This is a genomic window from Epibacterium sp. HA2-3, from assembly GCF_055693725.2.
Genome location: NZ_CM172490.1, coordinates 2,434,529 through 2,455,111 on the forward strand (window position 1 = coordinate 2,434,529; position 20,583 = coordinate 2,455,111).

20 protein-coding genes and 2 tRNA genes are annotated in these 20,583 nt (G+C 58.8%); 7 read left to right on the forward strand and 15 right to left on the reverse strand.

Annotated elements, in window-relative coordinates:
* Window positions 1-29: 29 nt before the first annotated feature.
* The gene (locus tag ACZ1HH_RS11340; RefSeq protein WP_011539744.1) at window positions 30-905 is read right to left on the reverse strand and encodes a 3-hydroxybutyryl-CoA dehydrogenase; all 876 of its coding nucleotides are present in this window, start codon (window positions 903-905) and stop codon (window positions 30-32) included.
* Window positions 906-1,073: 168 nt separating this feature from the next.
* On the opposite strand from ACZ1HH_RS11340, the gene ACZ1HH_RS11345 reads away from it, so the two are divergent.
* Window positions 1,074-1,898, forward strand: a complete 825-nt coding sequence (locus ACZ1HH_RS11345; RefSeq protein WP_416369041.1) for a DUF6473 family protein — start codon at window positions 1,074-1,076, stop codon at window positions 1,896-1,898.
* 70 nt (window positions 1,899-1,968) lie between these two features.
* Here ACZ1HH_RS11345 and ACZ1HH_RS11350 read toward each other — a convergent pair whose 3' ends face one another.
* From ACZ1HH_RS11350 to ACZ1HH_RS11375, 6 genes are all read right to left on the reverse strand, one after another.
* Complete coding sequence (locus tag ACZ1HH_RS11350) at window positions 1,969-2,898, reverse strand: electron transfer flavoprotein subunit alpha/FixB family protein (protein ID WP_011539746.1); 930 nt, start codon at window positions 2,896-2,898, stop codon at window positions 1,969-1,971.
* The gene (locus tag ACZ1HH_RS11355) at window positions 2,898-3,656 is read right to left on the reverse strand and encodes an electron transfer flavoprotein subunit beta/FixA family protein (RefSeq protein ID WP_011539747.1); all 759 of its coding nucleotides are present in this window, start codon (window positions 3,654-3,656) and stop codon (window positions 2,898-2,900) included. The genes ACZ1HH_RS11350 and ACZ1HH_RS11355 overlap by 1 nt, the downstream gene beginning before the upstream one ends.
* 308 nt (window positions 3,657-3,964) lie before the next feature.
* Entirely contained in the window at window positions 3,965-4,537 is a 573-nt protein-coding gene (locus ACZ1HH_RS11360; RefSeq protein WP_168610641.1) for a cob(I)yrinic acid a,c-diamide adenosyltransferase, read from the reverse strand.
* Between the two features lies 1 nt (window position 4,538).
* The gene (locus tag ACZ1HH_RS11365) at window positions 4,539-4,742 is read right to left on the reverse strand and encodes a twin transmembrane helix small protein (protein WP_011539749.1); all 204 of its coding nucleotides are present in this window, start codon (window positions 4,740-4,742) and stop codon (window positions 4,539-4,541) included.
* Window positions 4,743-4,813: 71 nt separating this feature from the next.
* Complete coding sequence (locus ACZ1HH_RS11370; protein ID WP_416369043.1) at window positions 4,814-5,644, reverse strand: SDR family NAD(P)-dependent oxidoreductase; 831 nt, start codon at window positions 5,642-5,644, stop codon at window positions 4,814-4,816.
* A gap of 30 nt (window positions 5,645-5,674) precedes the next feature.
* Window positions 5,675-6,358 (reverse strand): SH3 domain-containing protein, encoded by a 684-nt coding sequence (locus tag ACZ1HH_RS11375; RefSeq protein WP_168610639.1) that lies wholly within the window; start codon window positions 6,356-6,358, stop codon window positions 5,675-5,677.
* A 305-nt stretch (window positions 6,359-6,663) separates the two neighbouring features.
* On the opposite strand from ACZ1HH_RS11375, the gene ACZ1HH_RS11380 reads away from it, so the two are divergent.
* The 5 genes from ACZ1HH_RS11380 (at window position 6,664) to ACZ1HH_RS11400 (ending at window position 11,863) form a co-directional block, all read left to right on the forward strand.
* Complete coding sequence (locus ACZ1HH_RS11380) at window positions 6,664-9,012, forward strand: DNA topoisomerase IV subunit A (RefSeq protein ID WP_487320283.1); 2,349 nt, start codon at window positions 6,664-6,666, stop codon at window positions 9,010-9,012.
* 134 nt (window positions 9,013-9,146) lie between these two features.
* Window positions 9,147-9,731: a hypothetical protein gene (locus ACZ1HH_RS11385; protein WP_472636679.1), complete on the forward strand. Its 585-nt coding sequence runs from the start codon at window positions 9,147-9,149 to the stop codon at window positions 9,729-9,731.
* A gap of 113 nt (window positions 9,732-9,844) precedes the next feature.
* Window positions 9,845-11,020 (forward strand): elongation factor Tu, encoded by a 1,176-nt coding sequence (gene tuf / locus ACZ1HH_RS11390; protein ID WP_472636680.1) that lies wholly within the window; start codon window positions 9,845-9,847, stop codon window positions 11,018-11,020.
* A gap of 272 nt (window positions 11,021-11,292) precedes the next feature.
* Window positions 11,293-11,368, forward strand: a tRNA-Trp gene (locus ACZ1HH_RS11395).
* 405 nt (window positions 11,369-11,773) lie between these two features.
* Window positions 11,774-11,863, forward strand: a tRNA-Ser gene (locus ACZ1HH_RS11400).
* A 394-nt stretch (window positions 11,864-12,257) separates the two neighbouring features.
* On the opposite strand, the gene ACZ1HH_RS11405 is transcribed toward ACZ1HH_RS11400, so the two are convergent.
* The 7 genes from ACZ1HH_RS11405 to ACZ1HH_RS11435 are packed head-to-tail and all read right to left on the reverse strand — an operon-like array spanning window position 12,258 to window position 17,696.
* A complete protein-coding gene (locus ACZ1HH_RS11405) occupies window positions 12,258-13,157 on the reverse strand; it encodes a lysophospholipid acyltransferase family protein (RefSeq protein WP_472636681.1) in 900 nt (299 codons plus the stop codon).
* Window positions 13,158-13,194: 37 nt separating this feature from the next.
* The gene (locus tag ACZ1HH_RS11410) at window positions 13,195-13,464 is read right to left on the reverse strand and encodes an HPr family phosphocarrier protein (RefSeq protein WP_011539755.1); all 270 of its coding nucleotides are present in this window, start codon (window positions 13,462-13,464) and stop codon (window positions 13,195-13,197) included.
* A 3-nt stretch (window positions 13,465-13,467) separates the two neighbouring features.
* On the reverse strand, window positions 13,468-13,872 hold the full coding sequence (locus ACZ1HH_RS11415; RefSeq protein WP_472636682.1) for a PTS sugar transporter subunit IIA: 405 nt from the start codon (window positions 13,870-13,872) through the stop codon (window positions 13,468-13,470).
* 9 nt (window positions 13,873-13,881) lie between these two features.
* Entirely contained in the window at window positions 13,882-14,784 is a 903-nt protein-coding gene (gene rapZ / locus ACZ1HH_RS11420; protein WP_472636683.1) for an RNase adapter RapZ, read from the reverse strand.
* A complete protein-coding gene (locus tag ACZ1HH_RS11425) occupies window positions 14,756-15,217 on the reverse strand; it encodes an HPr kinase/phosphorylase (RefSeq protein WP_254658837.1) in 462 nt (153 codons plus the stop codon). The genes rapZ and ACZ1HH_RS11425 overlap by 29 nt, the downstream gene beginning before the upstream one ends.
* Before the next feature lie 4 nt (window positions 15,218-15,221).
* On the reverse strand, window positions 15,222-16,955 hold the full coding sequence (locus ACZ1HH_RS11430; protein ID WP_011539759.1) for a sensor histidine kinase: 1,734 nt from the start codon (window positions 16,953-16,955) through the stop codon (window positions 15,222-15,224).
* Window positions 16,956-16,994: 39 nt separating this feature from the next.
* Window positions 16,995-17,696 (reverse strand): response regulator transcription factor, encoded by a 702-nt coding sequence (locus ACZ1HH_RS11435; RefSeq protein WP_011539760.1) that lies wholly within the window; start codon window positions 17,694-17,696, stop codon window positions 16,995-16,997.
* Between the two features lie 398 nt (window positions 17,697-18,094).
* Between ACZ1HH_RS11435 and ACZ1HH_RS11440 the strand changes: the two genes are divergently transcribed.
* Window positions 18,095-19,693, forward strand: coding sequence for a phosphoenolpyruvate carboxykinase (locus ACZ1HH_RS11440; protein WP_168610531.1), 1,599 nt, complete (start codon window positions 18,095-18,097; stop codon window positions 19,691-19,693).
* A 123-nt stretch (window positions 19,694-19,816) separates the two neighbouring features.
* On the opposite strand, the gene ACZ1HH_RS11445 is transcribed toward ACZ1HH_RS11440, so the two are convergent.
* The gene (locus ACZ1HH_RS11445; protein ID WP_168610532.1) at window positions 19,817-20,497 is read right to left on the reverse strand and encodes an SGNH/GDSL hydrolase family protein; all 681 of its coding nucleotides are present in this window, start codon (window positions 20,495-20,497) and stop codon (window positions 19,817-19,819) included.
* Window positions 20,498-20,583 lie beyond the last annotated feature (86 nt).

Sequence of the window (20,583 nt, forward strand, 5' to 3'; positions counted from 1 at the left end):
AGGCTGGGCAATTGTACCTGCCCCTGCCCTCAGCGTGTGGGAACGGGAACCTCGCCACGGTAGTCGTAGAATCCGCGCTGGGTTTTACGCCCCAGCCAGCCGGCCTCGACATATTTTGTCAGCAGCGGGCAAGGGCGATACTTTGTATCCGCAAGCCCGTCATGCAAGACGTTCATGATTGCAAGACAGGTATCCAAACCGATGAAATCTGCAAGCTCTAGCGGACCCATCGGGTGATTGGCGCCAAGCTTCATCGACTCGTCAATCGAACGCACGCTGCCCACGCCCTCATAAAGCGTGTATACCGCCTCGTTGATCATCGGCATCAGGATGCGGTTGACGATAAAGGCAGGGAAATCCTCGGCGCTTGCCGCTGTTTTACCCAGCTTTTCCACCACGGTTTGACAGGTCTGGAACGTCTCTTCATCCGTCGCGATGCCGCGAATGAGTTCCACGAGTTGCATGACCGGTACCGGATTCATGAAGTGGAACCCCATGAAACGCTCGGGCCGATCGGTGCGGCTCGCCAGACGCGTGATCGAAATCGACGAGGTGTTGGACGTTAGAATCGTATGGGGTTCCAGATGCGGCAGCAGATCCTCAAAGATCGCCTGCTTCACGGTTTCGCGCTCGGTGGCGGCCTCGATCACCAAATCGGTCTTGCCCACATCCGCCAGTGTCAGGCTGGTGGAAATCCGCCCCATGGCTGCGGCGACCTCGGCGTCGGCAATCTTGCCCTTGCTGGCCTGTCGGGCAAGGTTCTTCTGGATCAGGGACAGAGCGCTGTCGAGTGCTTGTTGGCTTATGTCGTTGAGAACAACATCAAATCCAGCCAGGGCCATGACGTGAGCGATACCGTTGCCCATCTGACCTGCACCAATAATTCCGACTTTTTTCACGTCCATGATGAATGGCCTTTCCTTGCGCCTGCCCAATGCCTGCGGGCGGATACTAAAGGCTTCGCGTCCGCAGAAACAAGGCCGATTGCCTCAGTTTTCAGCAAATTCACGGATTAGCAGTTTGGAAAGATTCGGACGGCAGTATGGCTCTTGGGTGAAAAAGTGGTGGAAGAAATGAGCTATGAACTCAAAAGCGCTGATGCGCTTGTGAGCGAGTTATGCAGCTATGGCGAGTCCAAGCTGCGCGTCAGGGGACCAGAGCGGGACTTTGGGACACCTTACATCAGTTTTCTCGGCGGAACCGAAGTCTTTGGTCGCTTTGTGGAGCGGCCCTTTACGCAGGGCATAGAGAGCCAGCTTGGCCTGACCTGTATAAATCTGGGATGTGTGAATGCCGGTATTGATGCCTTTCTCCATGATGAGCCCCTGATGGAGATCGCGGCAAGCGGACAAATGACCGTGTTGCAGGTCATGGGGGCACAGAACCTCACCAACAGTTTCTACAAGGTACATCCGCGGCGCAATGACAGGTTCCTGCGCGCCTATGATACGCTGGCGCATCTGTTTCCAGAGGTCGATTTTACCGATTTCAACTTCAACAAGCATCTTCTCACATCGCTCAAGGCGATCTCGGAGGATCGGTTTGAGCGGGTCTGTGCAGGCTTGCAGGAAACCTGGCTGACACGGATGGGACGCGTTGTCGACGCGCTCGACGGGCGCGTTGTTCTGCTGTGGATGCGCTATGATATGTCCACAACCGACGTTTTAGGCCCCGCCCCCTGCCTGGTGGACCGATCAATGGTGGATGTCTTGCGTCCGCGTGTCTTTGATGTGATCGAACTGGAAGTCACAACTGCAGGCCAGGCTCAGGACATTCCGGGGATGATATTCGGTCCGATGGATCTGCCCGCTGCGCGGTTGATGATCGGCCCCAAAGAGCATGACCGGATCGCCGATGTGGTGGCATCACGGCTGCTAAAGATGCTCTCGACAGCGTAACTCGAGCCCTTCGCTCAAGAAAAAAGGCCCATGCGCTGCATGGGCCTTTTCGAATCCAAAGCGGTGGGGTTTAACCCAGCTTTTCCGTCAGCTCAGGCACGGCCTGGAACAGGTCTGCGACCAGACCGTAGTCCGCCACCTGGAAGATCGGCGCTTCTTCGTCTTTGTTGATCGCGACGATGATCTTGGAGTCCTTCATCCCGGCAAGGTGCTGGATCGCACCGGAGATGCCAACTGCGATGTAGAGCTCGGGCGCTACGACTTTACCGGTCTGACCCACCTGCCAGTCGTTCGGCGCAAAGCCGGAGTCGACGGCTGCGCGGGACGCACCAACAGCCGCACCCAGCTTGTCGGCCAGGGCTTCGATGATCTTGAAGTCTTCTTCGGAGCCAACCCCACGGCCGCCGGAGACAACCACACCCGCAGATGTGAGCTCTGGACGATCGCTTTCGGCGAGCTTGTCTTCGACCCAGGAGCTGAGGCCGGGGTTCTCGGTCGCGGAGATGGTCTCCACAGACGCCGCACCGCCTTCTCCGGCTGCATCAAAGGTGGAAGTCCGGAAGGAGATCACCTTTTTTGCATCCGCAGATTTCACCACCTGAATGGCGTTGCCTGCGTAGATCGGGCGCTCGAAGGTGTCAGCGTCGACAACGGCCGTCACGTCGGAGATCACCATCACATCCAGAAGAGCCGCCACGCGGGGCAGGATGTTCTTGGCGTCGGTGGTCGCAGGCGCGACAATGTGGCTGTAGTCGCTGGCCAGCGCAGCAACCAGAGCCGCTGTGGGTTCTGCAAGACGGTGGCCGAGGCTTTCGTCTTCGGCTACCAGCACCTTGGCTACGCCATCGATTTTGGCGGCAGCTTCGCCCGCTGCAGCGGCGGACGCCCCAGCAGCCAGAACAGTAACATCGCCCAGCGACTTTGCAGCAGAAACAGCCTTTGCGGTCGCATCAAGCGCCAGTTCACCCGCGTTGACTTCGGCAAGGAGAAGAACAGCCATTACACAGCTCCCGCTTCTTTGAGTTTCGCAACCAGCTCGTCCACGGATCCCACGATGACACCTGCAGAGCGGGCTTCGGGTTCCTTGGTCTCCACCACGGTGAGACGCGGTGTGACGTCAACGCCGTAGTCAGCGGCAGTCTTCTCGTCGAGCGGCTTTTTCTTTGCCTTCATGATGTTCGGCAGCGACGCATAGCGCGGCTCGTTGAGGCGCAAGTCCACGGTCACGATGGTCGGCATCTTGACCGAGATGGTCTGCAGGCCGCCGTCGACTTCGCGGGTCACTTTGGCGCTGTCGCCATCGATGTCCACCTCAGACGCGAAGGTCGCTTGGCTCCACCCGAGGAGAGCAGAAAGCATCTGGCCGGTGGCGTTCATGTCGTTGTCGATCGCCTGCTTGCCTGCCAGCACAAGGCCGGGCTGCTCTTCTTCGACCACTTTGGCGAGGATCTTTGCAACCGCGAGCGGCTCGATGTCCTGGTGAACATCATCTGCGGCCACCACGAGGATCGCGCGGTCGGCACCCATGGCCAGAGCAGTGCGCAGGGTTTCCTGAGCTTGCTTGACGCCGATGGAGACTGCGACAACCTCATCCGCCTTGCCTGCTTCCTTGAGGCGAATGGCCTCCTCGACGGCAATCTCGTCGAAGGGGTTCATCGACATCTTGACGTTGGCGAGATCGACACCGCTGCCATCCGCTTTCACGCGAACTTTAACGTTGTAGTCAATCACGCGTTTGACAGGCACGAGTACCTTCATAGTGCGTTTCTCCTTAACAATCGGAACCCATTTCCACGGATCCCATGAGTGCTCTCGTGGTGTTGATACCGACTAGAGGGCGACGGCAACAGGGTAAAATCGTCACGTTTTGGCTCGGGGACGTCGCGTTTGCAGCAATAGTACCGATTTTTGCTACGAAATTTTCTGTCCACAAACCCCTGAGAGAGGCACAAAAACATCATCGTCCAGAGAGGGGTCCCAGATGTTTGCGGAAACATCGGCGAATCGACCTCGCAGTTGCGGCATTGCAAGTGCAGCATCACCTACTCCGACGTCGCCCTGATGTTTCAGCGGTTGGCGCCGGGCACCCACAGAACGTCCTTGGCACCGTTTTCATTTGCAACGCGCGACGCGACGAAGAACCAGTCCGACAACCGGTTGAGATAGATCAATGCGGCAGCATTGACGTCTTCCGCCCCTGCAAGCTCAGTCGTCAGCCGTTCGGCCCGGCGCGCAACGGTGCGGCAGACATGCAGATGCGCCGAGAGCGCACTGCCGCCCGGCAACACAAAGCTGCGCAGCGGCGAGAGATCCTTGTTCATCGCGTCAATCTCGGCCTCCAGCCGGTCCACCTGGCTTTGTGCGATCCGCAACGGCGGATATTCGGCTGTCTCATCCAGATGCATATCCGGGCGGCACAGATCAGCGCCCAGATCAAAGAGATCGTTCTGGATGCGGGCAAGCGCTGCGTCCATCTCTGCTTCGGCCGCCAAGCGGGCGACACCCACCTGCGCATTCAACTCATCCGTTGTGCCGTAGGCGGTTACACGAGCAGAGTGTTTCGCCACGCGCGCGCCATTCCCGAGCGCAGTGTCGCCCTTGTCACCCGTACGGGTATAGATCTTGTTGAGAACAACCATGTCAGTTTCCAAATCCAGCGAAATAGGCAAAGGCAAGCATGAAGACCACGGCTACGAACTGAAAGAAAAGCCGCAGCTGCATCATCTTGTTGCCGTTCTTGCGGTTGAATTCCCCGCCCACGCCAAAGCCGCCGATGCCGATTGCGAGCACCACGACCACGGCGGCCATTGCGAGGATACCCAGAATGTAAAGTGGAGAGCCCATGATCGGTGTGATCCTTTGTTGTCGTTTGCTGCCGGGAGCGTGCTAGGCCGTCGGCCAGCGCATTGGAACGTCTATCTATACCGCAACAGGATGCGGTCAATCGCGCGCGTCGACAGTATCCTGCGCAATGTCCCGGCGATATAGGTCGGGGTGGTGACATAGTAGCGCGGCTTCGGGCGTCGGGCCTCGAGAGCATGCGCAAGTTTCCGGGATACCGCGGAGGGAGGCAGTTCAAACGCATCTGGCCCGCTGGAGTGATAGAGCCGTTTCAACAACGACCCTTCGTAGCGGTCCCGGATTGGCGAGTTTTTCCAGTCGATATGCTTCTCAAAATGCGGAATCGCGTTTTCACGGATCTTGGATGTGACCGGCCCCGGCTCGATCAGGATGACCTCGATCCCGCTTCCCGTAAGCTCAAGGCGCAGCGTGTCACTCAGCCCCTCGATAGCAAATTTCGTCGCCGCATAGGCGCCGCGCCAAGGATAGGTCACCAGCCCCAGCACCGAGGAATTCTGCACGATACGCCCATGCCCCTGGGCGCGCATAACAGGAATGACCTGCCGGATAAGCTCATGCCAGCCAAAGACATTGGTCTCGAAGATCTCGCGCAGCGCCTCGGTCGGCAGGTCCTCCACCGCACCCGGCAGGCCATGCGCACCGTTGTTGAACAGCGCATCTAGCCTACCGCCGGTGGCAGCCAGTACCTCAGCAAGCCCCGACTGGATGCTTTGGGCATCGGTGTAATCAATCCGCGGACTTTCAAAGCCTTCGGCTCGGAGCCGGTCGCAATCACGCTGCTGCCTGCAGGAGGCAAAAACCCTCCATCCGCGCGCGCGCATGTCGTGAGCTGCCGCATGGCCAATGCCCGACGAGCAGCCGGTAATCAGCAAAGTCTTGGTCATTGTGGTTCCCCGGATCTGTCCGGGGCCGAGTTATGACTGTTTCGCGCTCAGCAGGGAAGCCGCAATCCAGCCCACCTGGCCGGTCTTCGGGTTTTCCAGCAGGGACCAGCCGGACTCGTCGTCATTGAGAACCCGCACATTGTCCCCGGCCAGAAGTTGCATCAAAACCGGATAGTTGGTGCCGGGACCAAGGCGCACGTTGGCGCGCGACGCGCGCACCTTGCGGAACTCACCGATCGGTTCCGGCTCGATTGCTTGGCGGGTGGGTTCTGGTGCCTCAGCCGTGATCGCGCCCAACCCCGCTTCGACGGAGGCGATGCGAAGCCCCGTCACCGGCAGGTTCAGGGAAATGGGCTGGGGCAAGGACACCACCGACGCGGGATCGCGCAAGGAGATGCTCACTGCGGCAGCGCCTTCGGTGCCGGTGCGCTCGACGGCTGGCTCAACACGGCTGCCGGTCGCGGCCGTGATCAGATCTGCACCACCATCAGCGACGACAGAGTCACTTGCTGCGAAATAAGGCGTCAGAATCGGGTTCACGAGTTGGGTTTCTGCAGGACGGCTGACGATTCGACCGCGCTCACGCGCCGTACTTGTCTGTTCCTGCGCCACATCAGTCACGGGGCGTTCTGGTGGCGCAAAATCCGCACCACCACTCAATTCATAGAAAGCGAGCGCCAAGCCAGCAAAAGAAACCAACACAAACCGCGACATCACACATCCCCCAAAACCTGACGCTACGAACCCAAAACAGCTCCGCTTGACCCAGCCGACAAAGCGGCAGACCTGCAGATCGTCCAAAACTGAAATTGGCAGCGAGAATCGCCTTGCAAGCGATCAATACAGGACAATCTTAACATAAAATGAGGGGAGAGGTGGCGGTTTCCTCCCCCGTAGGAGCGGCTGGGTTTTGGATTTCCCTGTCAATTCAAGGCATGAACGCCACGCCAAGGCGCTCTTCTGTGGAAAACCAGCGTTGCCCGCTTGCCGCCTGACGAGGGGGGCAGTATCAGAATTAAATGACCGACATCGTTGATGATCCCACTTCCCCCGAGATGCCCGCAAATGGCGAATTGCGCGAACCTTTGCGCCGCGCCATTGGCGAACGATATCTGACCTATGCGCTGAGCACGATCATGCACCGGGCCCTGCCCGATGCGCGCGACGGTCTGAAACCCGTCCACCGGCGTATTCTGTACGCCATGAGCCGGTTGCGCCTGTCGTCTGCCGGTGGGTTTTTGAAATCGGCCAAGATTTCCGGCGACACCATGGGGGATTTCCACCCGCACGGCGACGCTGCGATTTATGACGCGATGGCGCGCCTCGCGCAGGATTTTGCAGTCCGCTACCCGCTGGTCGACGGACAGGGCAACTTTGGCAACATCGACGGCGACAACCCTGCGGCCTCGCGCTACACCGAGGCGCGGATGACCTTCATCGCCGAAGCGATGCTCGAAGGGCTGGGCGAGGACGCGGTAGATTTTCGCGATAATTACGATGGCCGCCTGCAAGAACCGAGTGTCCTGCCTGCGACTTTCCCGAATATTCTCGCCAATGGCGCCAGCGGTATCGCAGTGGGGATGGCCACCAATATTCCCCCGCATAACATATCCGAGCTGATCGACGCCTGTGTCCACCTGATCAAAGCGCCCAATGCCGCTGATGACACGCTGCTTCAGTATGTGCCCGGACCGGATTTTCCCACCGGCGGCACCATTGTAGAGCCGAAAGAGAACATCGCGCAGGCCTATCGCACAGGGCGTGGCTCGTTCCGGTTGCGAGCCAAGCACGAGATCGAGGATCTGGGTCGGGGCCAGTGGCAGGTTGTTGTCACCGAAATCCCTTATCAGGTGCAGAAATCCAAGCTCATCGAGAAAATCGCAGAGCTGATCCAAACCAAGAAAGTGCCGATTCTCGCGGATGTGCGCGATGAAAGCGCCGAAGACATCCGCATTATCCTCGAACCCAAGTCCAAGAACGTCGACCCGGAGGTTCTGATGGGTCTGATGTATCGCAACTCCGATCTGGAGGTGCGATTCTCACTCAACATGAACGTGCTGATCGACGGCGTGACGCCCAAGGTCTGCTCGATGAAGGAGGTGCTGCGCGCCTTTCTGGATCATCGCCGCGATGTGCTTCAGCGCCGTTCGCGCCACCGGATGGCAAAGATCGACCACCGGCTTGAAGTACTCGATGGTTTCATCATCGCGTTTTTGAACCTCGACCGGGTGATCGACATCATCCGCTATGACGAGGACCCCAAAGCCGCGCTGATGCGCGAAAACTGGGATCGCGAACACCCCCGCGCCTTTACCGAGGCCGAGTATGTCACGCCTGCCGCAGGTGACGGCGAACTCTCCGAGGTGCAAGCTGAGGCGATCCTGAACATGCGTCTGCGCAGCCTGCGCAAGCTCGAAGAGATCGAACTCACCCGCGAGCGTGACGCCCTGCGCGAAGAACGTGCGGGCCTCGTGGAACTTCTGGGCAGCGAAGAGCTGCAGTGGAAGAAGATCACCGAGCAGCTGCGCGAGACCAAGAAGCAGTTCGGCAAAAACTATGAAGGCGGCGCAAGGCGGACGCAATTTGCCGAAGCGGGTGAAATCGAGGACGTGCCGCTCGAGGCCATGATCGACCGAGAACCGATCACCGTGGTCTGCTCGCAGATGGGCTGGATTCGCGCGATGACCGGCCATATCGACCTCAGTCGTGAGCTGAAGTTCAAAGACGGCGACGGGCCGCGTTTTATCTTCCACGCGGAGACCACGGACCGGCTGTTGGTCTTTGGTTCAAATGGGCGGTTTTATACGCTCTCGGCCGCGAACCTTCCCGGCGGGCGCGGCATGGGGGAACCTGTGCGCCTGATGGTCGATCTGCCCAACGAGGTCGAGATTGTCGATCTCTTCATTCACAACCCCGAGGGTCGGCTTCTGGTGGCATCGGATGCGGGCAACGGGTTTGTCTGCGCCGAGAAAGACATCGTCGCCCAGACCCGAGGCGGCAAGCAGGTGCTGAACGTCAAGGATGACGAGCGGGCCAAGATCTGTATCCCCGTCGCCGGGGATCACGTCGCGGTGGTCTCGGAGAATGGCAAGTTTCTCGTCTTTGCGATCGAAGAGATGCCCGAACTCACACGCGGCAAGGGTGTGCGCCTGCAGAAATACAACATGGCGCGCGGGCGCCAGGGCGCGCTCGAACTTGATGGTGGGCTGGCGGATGTCACCACCTTCAACTGGGACGAAGGGCTGCACTGGGAGATGGGTGGTGGCAAAATCCGTCACGAGACCGACCTCACCCAGTGGCTGAGCAAGCGCGCGGGCATCGGCAAGCGCCCCCCCTACGGCTTCCCCAAGGACTACAAATTCAAATAGCGGCAATATATTGCCGGAAAACATGTGGCCCCCGCGCAACCGCGCGGGGGTTCGCTTTTGTGCGGGTTTACCGGAAGGGAAATCCCGGTCTATCACTTGGCGACCCTGATCCCAGAGCGATATAGAGAAATTTGATGTTGCGCACCATTGCCCTTCTGGCCCTGACCGTTTTTGTTGCCGCCTGCACACCGCCCAGCCCGGATGACGCGCTGCGTGATTTGGGCAGCTTCAAGCTCGGCCACAACATCGTGGTGGCGCCCAAGGTCCAGATGGTTCCTGGCTCTCGCCCAGTTGAAGCACAGGAATGGGTGGATCTCCTGACCAATGAGATGTCCACGCGGTTCTCGCAATATGAGGGTGATCAACTCTATCACTTTGGCCTGAGCGTGGAGGGGTATTTTGTCGCTCCCGGCGGCGTGCCACTGGTCTTGAGCCCAAAATCCGTGCTCGCCATCAAGGTCACGGTCTGGGATGACGCGGCAAACAAGAAGCTGAACGACGAGCCCAAGACCTTTACCGTGTTTGAGACCACTTCGGGCGAGAGCTTCTTGGTTGGCTCAGGGCACGCGCGCACACGCGAGGAACAAATGCTCGGACTGGCGCGCAATGCCGTCCGTGAAATCGAGATCTGGATGGAAGAACAGCACAAGGAGAACGGCTGGTTTGACGCCCAGATCGAGAACCCAGAGGAAAATGCCGCGGTCGCGGCCAGCGAATAGCGTGTTTGTCAAGAACGAACCGCTTGATTTTTGCGCGCAAACCAAATAAGCCGCGCGCGCAGAGGAAACCGGGTCTGATGTGGACCCCCCAATTTTCAAAGGGCGCCTAAGGAATGGCAAAGGAAAAGTTTGAGCGTAATAAACCGCACGTCAACATCGGCACCGTTGGCCACGTTGACCACGGTAAAACCACGCTGACCGCAGCAATCACCAAATACTTCGGCGACTTCCGCGCATACGACCAGATCGACGGCGCGCCGGAAGAAAAAGCCCGTGGTATCACCATCTCCACCGCCCACGTGGAATATGAAACCGACGCGCGTCACTACGCACACGTCGACTGCCCCGGCCACGCTGACTATGTGAAAAACATGATCACCGGTGCGGCGCAGATGGACGGCGCGATCCTGGTTGTGAACGCAGCCGACGGCCCGATGCCCCAGACCCGTGAGCACATCCTGCTGGCGCGTCAGGTTGGCGTTCCCGCGCTGGTCGTGTTCATGAACAAAGTGGACCAGGTTGACGACGAAGAGCTCCTTGAGCTCGTCGAGATGGAAATCCGCGAACTGCTGTCGTCCTACGACTTCCCCGGCGACGATATCCCGATCATCGCAGGCTCCGCTCTGGCGGCGATGGAAGGCCGTGACCCGGAAATCGGCGAAAACAAGATCAAGGAACTGATGGCGGCTGTGGATGAGTACATCCCGACCCCCGAGCGCGCTGTTGACCAGCCGTTCCTGATGCCGATCGAAGACGTGTTCTCGATTTCTGGCCGTGGTACCGTTGTGACCGGTCGTGTTGAGCGTGGCGTGATCAATGTTGGCGACAACATCGAAATCGTTGGCATCAAAGACACCACCACCACCACCTGTACCGGTGTGGAAATGTTCCGCAAACTGCTGGACCGCGGTGAAGCAGGTGACAACATCGGCGCCCTGCTGCGTGGTATCGACCGTGAAGCGGTTGAGCGTGGCCAGGTTCTGTGTAAGCCGGGCTCCGTGACCCCGCACACCAAATTCGAGGCAGAAGCTTATATTCTGACCAAAGAAGAAGGTGGCCGTCACACCCCGTTCTTTGCGAACTACCGTCCGCAGTTCTACTTCCGCACCACCGACGTGACCGGCACCGTGACCCTGCCGGAAGGCACCGAAATGGTGATGCCGGGCGACAACCTGAAGTTCGAAGTTGAACTGATCGCCCCGATCGCAATGGAAGACGGTCTGCGTTTCGCGATCCGCGAAGGCGGCCGCACCGTTGGCGCGGGCGTTGTGTCCAAGATCCTCGCGTAAGCGAAGATCCTCGCGCAAGCGACGACCAACACTAGAGAGGGCCTCCCCAAGCGGGAGGCCCTTTTTCGTGCGAGGCGCTGCCTCGCGTTCCGAGGTATTTGCGAAAGAGATGAAGAGCAGTCACGTCTGGTGTGCTGAACTGCTCGCTGACGCGACGATTTGCAAAGAGGCACGCATTTCTCCAAGCAGGTCAATTCCGCCTCAAGCACGCCCAAAAATGTTGTTTTTCCTCTTGCCACTGAGGGATGTCTCGCTTAGGAACGGCGCACCACAGGGGTATAGCTCAGTTGGTAGAGCGACGGTCTCCAAAACCGTAGGTCGCGGGTTCGAACCCTGCTGCCCCTGCCATTAAATCACCCACACTCTGCTGTTCTACGCTCGAGGCTTTGAAGTTTGGCGAGCATCCGTGTCGCCGAGCGCGAGTTGCAACAGAGACTGAATGCGACGCCTCAACGTGTCGCACATGGCGCAGAGCCGGATCCCAAATTCCATCGTGCGAGAAGGCCCAGTTCTCGGTAGAGTTGCCTCCCTAGTCTAAAGGCTCCAGTTGCACCTTGTTGCTCCTCTGAAGCGCTCTGTGACGCTCCATTGTGAGCCCACCACGGCGTTTGTGGGTGGTCTCATGCGAAAAAGAACACCGAACGCATATCCTGATCCAAAGCGAATACCGTTGGTAAATTTTGCGATCTGATCGTCGCAGAATTTTTAAAAAACGCCTTGTTTCTCCGAGCACTGGAACATATACGGGTCAGCGGAGACGTGGCCGAGTGGTCGAAGGCGCTCCCCTGCTAAGGGAGTAGGCGGGAAACCGTCTCGAGGGTTCGAATCCCTTCGTCTCCGCCATCTTACACACTTATGTGGCGAGCCAGAGCTCAGAAAATTTCTGGAGCTGCAACGGTATGCCCACCAATCACCATGTTTGTTACACGCTGCTTCAGTGCACGCTTCCTATAGCCGATCTTGGTTTGAAATTTCGCAACTGAAATGGGCATTGAGAGTGCAGGCAATTCATCGCGTGCCCTCCGCTTTGAGGCTGTATCGAACCCAGTATCGCCAACCAGCCGAGCAGCGGCGCGACACCAGCGGGACATCGCGCCTCGTGGTGCCGCACAAGTGGCCCTGCAGGGTTCGTACAGCGCCTTTCGGACGCGAAGACCAAAGGACGCGGCCGCTGCTTCATTGGCGCCGAGATCGGCGCTCGTAGCCTAGCAGATACCCGCAGGAGAAGTCGTCGGTGTCAGCGTTTTGAACCGAGGTTCAGAGTATGCTCGCGCAGCCATGCCATAAAACCACGCGGGTCGCTGTGCAGGCGCTCCATCTGCGCATCCGTCAAGGGCTCTCCGACAACAGGGGCCTGCGGTTTGTTGCAGGAACGCACGATCTCGTGCAGCAGCAACCCTTGGCGCAGGATAGGTGACATCTGGCAGGCAATCTGATAGGCGCGAGAGTTGCGGCCCGGGAAGAACATCGGCACAACCTTTGCGCCAGACCGGCGAATAAGCTGCGCGGTGAACACATTCCACTCGCGCTCCACCGCCGGTCCCCACCAGCTGTCGGAAGACATCACAACACCCGAGGGAAACAGAGCAACAACCCCCCCATCTTTGAGGTGTGCCATCGCCTTGGCCCGCATCTCCACCATCTTGCGCTGTGCGTCTGGATCGTGCGGGAACGGCACTGGGATCATGAATGAGGTCGCGGCTTCATCGAGGCCGGTCAGTACCGATCGGGTCAGTATACGATAGTCCAAACGTCGCCGCCCAATCAGATCCGCAAAGATCATGCCGTCCACCATGCCATGGGGATGGTTTGCAACCACGACGACCGGGCCGGTTTCAGGGATATTATTGATCTGCTCTTCGGGGGTCTTGAGCTCGATGCCCATCACATCGAGGGCCCCACGCCAGAATTTGTTGCCCCGGTAGTCGGCGTTACGGGCTTCGAATTTTGACACCATCCGCAGGATCGCAAACTTGCCTGTCAACCATTCCAGGGTCCGGATCGCCAAAGACGTCCAGCGGTCGTCAAAGGAGTTCGCATAGGTCAAAGTACGCCGGTCATAAATCTCGCCGGAGCCTCCCTCCTGGGGGTCTTGCGATGTCATGCCAGAGTTGTTGTCATGCGCGGTGTCAGCCACTTTCACCCGTCCCGTCATTTTGGACCGTTCCGCCAGATTAGTAGCCTTCGCCAAACTTGTCAGCCACCAAGGCTTCGACGGCGGAGGCCAGCGCTTCGGCATCAGGTCCAGAAGTTTCGACGTCAATAGTCGTTCCCTTCGACGCTGCCAACATCAAAAGCCCCATGATGCTGTCGCCTGACGCAGACATCCCGTCTTTGATGACCTCGGCAGTGGCATCAAAGCCTTCGACCACTTCGACCAGTTTGGCCGACGCGCGTGCATGCAGACCCTTTTCGTTTACAATCTTGAGCGTTTTTCGAGCCATTGATTATGCCACGCCCCCTTCAGGGTTCACATTTTGAGAATTGATATATTTACGCCCCGCCTCCATGGCGTGACGCACAGCATCTGCAACCGGCAGATGCCGCGACTTGGCCAGTTTGATCAGCATAGGAAGGTTGGCACCATAAAGAATGCGCCGGTTCGCAGGCGCACAGGCCCGCAGGCTGAGGTTTGACGGGCTGCCACCAAACAGGTCCGTCACCACGACCACACCATCCCCGACATCAACGGAATTGGCGGCAGTGCAGATCTCATCTTGCTTGGCATCGCGGTCGTCATCCGGGCCGATGGCAATCGCCACCAGCGCAGGCTGACGCCCGACAACATGTTCTACGGCAGCCAGGTATTCTTTGGCCAATCCGCCGTGTGCGACGATCACGATCCCGATCAAGGATTTCTCTCACTTCAATTGCTGGCCAGGCAGCTCGCGGTGCCTAATTGACACCTGCTGCCCCTCGCGCGCAAGGGCCTTTGCCAGTGTTTCTGCCAAGGTGACGGAACGGTGTTGCCCCCCGGTGCAGCCAAAGGCAATGGAAAAATGCGATTTGCCCTCCTCGCGATAGGCAGGAAGCAACGACAAGGTAAGGCCCAGCACGCGATCAAAAAAGCCCTGAAAGCGCGCATCAGACATCACATAGTCCTGAACTTCCTGGTCACGCCCATCATGGATCCGCAAGGCCGGCTCCCAGTAGGGGTTCGACAGAAATCGGCAGTCAAACACCATATCGACGTTGCGGGGGATCCCACGTTTGTAGGAGAAACTGTGCAAGGACACCGCAAGCCTGCGCCCGCTTGGGGCAAAAAGACGTTCCACCTCGGCCCGCAATTGATGCACGTTGAGATCCGACGTGTCGATGACCACATCGGAACGCTCCTTCACAGGCTGCATCAGATCAAGTTCGCGGCTCACCCCCAGTTCTGGGCTTTCTGCGGGGGAAAGCGGGTGGCGACGGCGGGTTTCGGAGAACCGGCGCAGCAGGATTTCGGCATCCGCGTCGAGATAGAGCACCGTCGTCTTCAAACCGCGTCGCGCCTTTAGCATGTCGATCATGTCGACCATGGCCTCGGTCGAGAAATCCCTGTTGCGCGGATCGAGTCCCAGAACAAGCGCGCGATCCGCACCGCCTGCTGCAACCAGTGCGGGGACAAGACGCAGAGGCAAATTGTCGATGGCCTCAAAATCCAAGTCTTCGAGTACGTTGATTGCAGTGGTGCGCCCCGCCCCCGAGGGACCGGTGACCAACACCAATGGCGGCTCGGTTACCGCGCCAGTCTCAGAGTTTGGGCTCTGTTTCGGGGTCAAGTGCTCCACCTTTCACATATTGGATCAAAGCTGCCGGAAAGTGCGCGCCGTCGATTCGGTTCACCTTGGGCAATGAAATTCCCAACACCTCTTCTTTTAGGTGGCGCGGCAGACGGTCGGTTTCAAGTTGACCCAAGTCGACCACGACGCAAAGTCGCACCTGCGCCAGCGTCTCAGCGCGGAGAAGCCCCACACCGCGCGCCTCAATGAGGCCTGAGATCGTTTCGGGCGCACGCGCGCGCAAAACCGCGCCGTCCCTAAAGACCTCGGTCTTATCGTCGGCCACTAGGATCGCACCACGTGCCATCAGTTCCAAAGCAAGCGCCGATTTACCGCTCCCGGAGGGGCCACAGAGCAAAACGCCGCGCTCATCGAGCGCGACGCAACTGGCGTGCAATAAAATGACGTCGAGGTCGGGCGACGCGGTATTCAACCGCTCAGACCGGCAGACCGACCACAAAACGAGCTCCGAGCGGCTCGGAGGTCAGATCCGCCTCGGTGGGGCGAATGTTTTCCGCCCAGATCACGCCGCCATGCGCTTCAACAATCTGCTTGGAGATCGCAAGCCCTAGTCCGGAATTGTTGCCAAAATGCTCTTCGGGGCGCTGAGAGTAGAAGCGCTTGAAGACCTTGGACAATGCCTGCTCTGGAATGCCGGGGCCGGTGTCTTCGACCACGATCAGGACACGATTGTCCCGCCGCCGCGCCCAGACACGGATCGCATCGCCCTCTTCGCAGAACGAAATTGCGTTGGTGATCAGATTGACAAAAACCTGCGCCAAACGGGCCTCGAGACCCCGGATCAAGATCGGCTCATTCGGCAGCTCGGTGATGTAATCGATTCCCTTGCCGCGGGCGTCTTCGCCCAAATACTGGTTGAGATTGCCGAGCATCTTGAGAAGGTCAAAGTCTTCTTCGTCCTCTTTCACCAGCTCTGCATCCAACCGGGACGCATTGGAAATGTCGCTCACCAACCGATCGAGACGGCGCACATCATGTTCAATCACTTCCATCAGCTTCTCCCGTTGGTCTTCTCGGTGAACCATCCGGAGCGTGCCGACCGCAGACTGCAAACTGGCCAGAGGATTCTTGATCTCATGTGCCACATCAGCTGCAAATTGTTCGTTACTATCGATACGATTATAGAGCGCTTTGACCATTCCACGTAGGGCGCGGCTCAGGCGACCGATCTCATCCGGGCGCGCCGAGAGGTCCGGAATGCGAATGCGTCCCGGTTTGACCTTGTCGTTGTCGCGGTCCTTGCCGAGCTCTGCCGCCTCGGCCAGATCGGCAAGGGGGTTGGCGATCGTGGAAGCCAGCACGAGGCTCAACCCGATAGAGACCAGGAGGGCGACGATGAACATCTGCAATACCCGCTCACGTTCGATGCGGACGAGACGGTCGATTTCGCCAGTTGCCGAAGTCATCAACAGAACGCCCGTTGCCTGGCCCTGCTGCAAAATCGGATTGGTCGCGGCGTAAACGGTTCCGCCTGCACTGTCGGGCACCGCCCCCACCTGTGTTCCATCGCTGAGCGCACGCTGAATGAGAGACAAAAGCTGGGGTTCGGTCAGGTCGATCTCGGCCACGACGTTTTCCGGCGCGCTTTCGCCGCCCACCGCAGACCAGATCGCCTTGAGCGTGTCAGTGATCAGGGTGCGCCCGCCCTCATTGTCGTTGAGCCGATTGAGCGCATCCGCACGCATGACGCCTTTTTGCTGGTCCAACAGGGTCAGCGACGTATCAAACACAAAAATTTCAACGCCGCCACGCAACGAAATATTATCGAGCGTGCGCGAAATATCCTCCGCGCTGGGTGTGACACCAGCCTCGCCCCCCTCAAAAAGCTGCACCTCAAGTACATCCGTAGCCAGCATCGCCTCGGATACCAATGTGCCAAGCCGCTGGTATACAAGGCTCTGCCGCGCGGAGTTCAAATAGAGGATCCCCGACACAAGGATGATCAGTGCAATCAGGTTGAAGGTGATGATTTTACGCGCCAGCGGAGAACCGCGCAGCGAAAACCAGCCACGCCGCGCCCGTTTGGCCCGCATTTCGCGCCCGACCGTCTGCTCTGGTGCGACCCAATCGTCACCCAGCACCAGATCCCCGTCCCGGCGTGAATCCCGGCCCGTCTGCCGGTGTGTATCGGTCATGCTACTATCGCGCATGCACGCATGTCTCCGCCAAAGACCCCGAACGTCGGGGTCTTATTCTTCATTGTAGCGGTAGCCGATCCCATAGAGGGTCTCGATCGCTGCGAAATCCGCATCGGCGCTGCGCATCTTTTTGCGCAGGCGCTTGATATGACTGTCGATAGTCCGGTCATCCACATAGACCTGATCATCGTAGGCCACATCCATCAGCTGGTCGCGGCTTTTGACAAATCCGGGGCGTTGCGCCAGCGCTTGCAACAGCAGGAATTCCGTCACGGTCAGCGAAACATCCTGCCCCTTCCAGCTCACGGCGTGGCGCAGCGGGTCCATCCGCAGATGGCCGCGTTCCATCACCTTGGTTTCCGGCGCGGTGCCCACCTCATCGGTGGCGACAGCTTCCTGTCGGCGCAGAAGGGCGCGAATACGCTCAACCAGGAGACGCTGAGAGAACGGTTTTTTGACGTAATCATCGGCGCCCATGCGCAGACCCAGAACCTCGTCGATCTCGTCATCCTTGGAAGTGAGAAAGATCACCGGCATCTGAGTTTTCTGGCGCAGGCGCTGCAACAGATCCATGCCATCCATGCGCGGCATCTTGATATCGAGAACGGCCATATCCGGCAGTTTCTTGTTGAAGGCGTCCAGTGCCGCCTGCCCGTCATTATAGGTTTCGACTTCGAACCCTTCGGCCTCCAGTGTCATCGACACCGAGGTCAGGATGTTCCTGTCGTCATCGACCAAAGCAATCTTTGACATCGGATTTGCCCTTATCTGCTCATTATTCGTTTATTTTATGCCCTTTGTCGCTTGGAAGGCGCCTCGAATCAATCCCTGATTAACGAATCAGGCGAAACTTTGGCGCCTATTGACGCAAAAATACCTTATCATCTGTTAAAGAGCGTCGCGTGAAACATCGCGAGCGGCTCCGTGAAACACCCCTGTTCACTATGGGAAACTTTTGGTGGCGCTAAAGGTTTGCTTGGTTGCGCTAACGACCTGAAACCCTCCTGTTCATCCTGCAAAACCTCGTGTTAAGACCGCCTCATGAGTGCGATTATTGCGCTCCGGCGCCCTATGGCGCAGCCTTTGATCTATGCGGTCCCTGTCACAGCTCCATTGCATCATGCAGGGCCGACACCAGGAGAGACAACAAGATGACATCTGGACGGGTAAACCCGAACTTCCGCCTCGAGGATCAGGGAATAGAGGGTCTGGGCAATGTCTATTATAACCTCATGGAACCGGCCCTTGTTCAAGAAGCGCTCAGCCGTGGCGAAGGCAACCTTGGAAAAGGGGGCGCTTTCCTCGTCACCACCGGCAAGTTCACGGGTCGCTCCCCCAAGGACAAACATGTGGTGAAGACGGCCTCTGTTGCCGATACGATCTGGTGGGAAAACAACGCCGAAATGAGCCCCGAGGGCTTTGACGCGCTTTATGCGGACATGGTCGAGCACATGAAAGGCCGCGACTATTTCGTGCAGGATCTCGTCGGGGGCGCTGACCCCGTGCACGCGATCAATGTGCGCATGGTCACCGAGCTGGCGTGGCACAACCTCTTTATCCGCCACCTGCTGCGTCGCCCCGACCGCGAAGATCTGGATGACTTCACCGCCGATTTCACCATCATCAACTGCCCCTCTTTCCAGGCAGACCCCAATAAGCACAACTGCCGATCCGAAACCGTGATTGCGCTGAACTTCGATCGCAAGATGATCCTGATCGGCGGCACCGAGTATGCGGGTGAGAACAAGAAATCCGTCTTCACCCTTCTGAACTACCTGCTCCCCGAAAAGGGCATCATGCCGATGCACTGCTCGGCCAACCATGCCAAGGGCAACCCGGTCGACACCGCCGTGTTCTTCGGCCTGTCAGGCACCGGCAAAACCACGCTTTCGGCAGACCCGGACCGCGTGCTGATCGGTGATGACGAGCATGGCTGGGCGTCCAACGGCACCTTCAACTTTGAGGGCGGCTGTTACGCGAAGACGATCAACCTCAACCCCGAGGCGGAGCCTGAGATTTACGCCACGACCGAGAAATTCGGCACCGTGATCGAGAACATGACCTTCGATCCGGAGACTTTTGATCTCAACTTCGATGATGACAGCCTGACGGCCAACATGCGCTGCGCCTACCCGCTGCATTATATCTCGAATGCATCTGCTTCGGCGCGTGGCGGGCATCCCAAGAACATCATCATGCTCACCTGTGATGCCTTTGGCGTGCTGCCTCCGATTGCCCGTCTGACGCCGGCCCAGGCGATGTACCACTTCCTCTCCGGCTTCACTTCCAAGGTCGCCGGGACCGAGCGTGGCGTCACCGAGCCGGAGCCCACGTTCTCCACCTGCTTTGGCGCGCCCTTCATGCCGCGTCGCCCCGAGGTCTATGGCAACCTCCTGCGCGAAAAGATCGCGGCCCATGGTGCAACCTGCTGGCTGGTGAACACCGGCTGGACAGGCGGCGCCTATGGCACCGGTTCCCGCATGCCGATCAAAGCGACCCGTGCGCTTTTGACTGCTGCGCTTGATGGCTCGCTGGCAAATGCAGAGTTCCGCAAAGATCCGAACTTTGGCTTTGACGTGCCTGTCGCTGCGCCCGGCGTTGCCGAAGTGCTGCTCGACCCGCGCCGCACATGGGACGACAAGGCCGCCTATGACGCGCAGGCAGAGAAGCTGGTGCAGATGTTCTCTGACAACTTCGAACAGTACCTGCCCTACATCGATGAGGACGTGAAAGCAGCCGCCATCTGCTGATCGGCGCTACACGCAAAAAAACACAAAGCCCTCTCTGTTCAATCCGGAGGGGGCTTTTTTGTGTTCCGCGACAAGGGGGCGGCAGGACTTAGCCCCGCAAAAGGGCGCGTCCCACCCTTTGGCTTATCGCTGTGCGTTAATGATGGCGGCCACCCGCTCTGCGATGATCCGGCTGGCTTTAGGCGAAGGGTGAATGCGATCCGGAGCGTGAAAGCTCAGATCGCCATAAGGGACCAGATCGGCCGCAGGCAGAAACGTCACACCGGCATCCCCAGCCGCCAGCTGCGCAAGCCGCGCATCCAGCAGGTCGCCTTCGTCTCGACAATTCTCGATCGGAGATGACCGACCCGGCGTGCGCAAATATCCGAGCATGATCACCCGGGCTTCGGTTTCGCGAATGCGCGTGACAAGTTCGGGAAACGCCCCGGTTGCGCCATCCTGCGAGATGAGCTTGTCCATCTTGCGGTCACATTGCCCGCAGCCACAGCCCAGCCATAGATCGTTGCCACCGCCATTGAGGATCACCCACTCCCATTTCCCCCCGCGGTATTGCTTTGGGATCGACAGACCCGCCGCACCGCTGATCGGGAGACGATAGATCATGCGCGCGCCCAGCACGGAGCGATCAGCGACCGGCTCGCCCAGTTCTTTGGAGACAACATCGGGGATGGATTGCTGGGACAGACCATTCCACGCCATCAGGGAATCGCCCATCGCGAGGATGCGGGTGTCGGTTCCGGTGACGGTTGCGCCACAGGCCGTAAGAAAGCAAAAACTGAGCAATAAGAGCGCGCGACGGATCATAAACGGGGTCTAGCACAAAAGAGGCGTACAGGAAGTTAAACCTCTCGTCGGACAGCGCACCCCGGGATGGAAACGCTGTCCGCCCA

Coding starts and splice junctions, on each gene's coding strand:
- ACZ1HH_RS11385 (WP_472636679.1), top strand. CDS start 9,147: ATGTTGCGCACCATTGCCCTTCTGGCCCTGACCGTTTTTGTTGCCGCC.
- ACZ1HH_RS11345 (WP_416369041.1), top strand. CDS start 1,074: ATGAGCTATGAACTCAAAAGCGCTGATGCGCTTGTGAGCGAGTTATGC.
- ACZ1HH_RS11430 (WP_011539759.1), bottom strand. CDS start 16,955: ATGCGCGATAGTAGCATGACCGATACACACCGGCAGACGGGCCGGGAT.
- ACZ1HH_RS11435 (WP_011539760.1), bottom strand. CDS start 17,696: ATGTCAAAGATTGCTTTGGTCGATGACGACAGGAACATCCTGACCTCG.
- ACZ1HH_RS11340 (WP_011539744.1), bottom strand. CDS start 905: ATGGACGTGAAAAAAGTCGGAATTATTGGTGCAGGTCAGATGGGCAAC.
- ACZ1HH_RS11365 (WP_011539749.1), bottom strand. CDS start 4,742: ATGGGCTCTCCACTTTACATTCTGGGTATCCTCGCAATGGCCGCCGTG.
- tuf (WP_472636680.1), top strand. CDS start 9,845: ATGGCAAAGGAAAAGTTTGAGCGTAATAAACCGCACGTCAACATCGGC.
- ACZ1HH_RS11370 (WP_416369043.1), bottom strand. CDS start 5,644: ATGACCAAGACTTTGCTGATTACCGGCTGCTCGTCGGGCATTGGCCAT.
- ACZ1HH_RS11355 (WP_011539747.1), bottom strand. CDS start 3,656: ATGAAGGTACTCGTGCCTGTCAAACGCGTGATTGACTACAACGTTAAA.
- ACZ1HH_RS11360 (WP_168610641.1), bottom strand. CDS start 4,537: ATGGTTGTTCTCAACAAGATCTATACCCGTACGGGTGACAAGGGCGAC.
- ACZ1HH_RS11445 (WP_168610532.1), bottom strand. CDS start 20,497: ATGATCCGTCGCGCGCTCTTATTGCTCAGTTTTTGCTTTCTTACGGCC.
- ACZ1HH_RS11380 (WP_487320283.1), top strand. CDS start 6,664: ATGACCGACATCGTTGATGATCCCACTTCCCCCGAGATGCCCGCAAAT.
- ACZ1HH_RS11375 (WP_168610639.1), bottom strand. CDS start 6,358: ATGTCGCGGTTTGTGTTGGTTTCTTTTGCTGGCTTGGCGCTCGCTTTC.
- ACZ1HH_RS11350 (WP_011539746.1), bottom strand. CDS start 2,898: ATGGCTGTTCTTCTCCTTGCCGAAGTCAACGCGGGTGAACTGGCGCTT.
- ACZ1HH_RS11410 (WP_011539755.1), bottom strand. CDS start 13,464: ATGGCTCGAAAAACGCTCAAGATTGTAAACGAAAAGGGTCTGCATGCA.
- ACZ1HH_RS11440 (WP_168610531.1), top strand. CDS start 18,095: ATGACATCTGGACGGGTAAACCCGAACTTCCGCCTCGAGGATCAGGGA.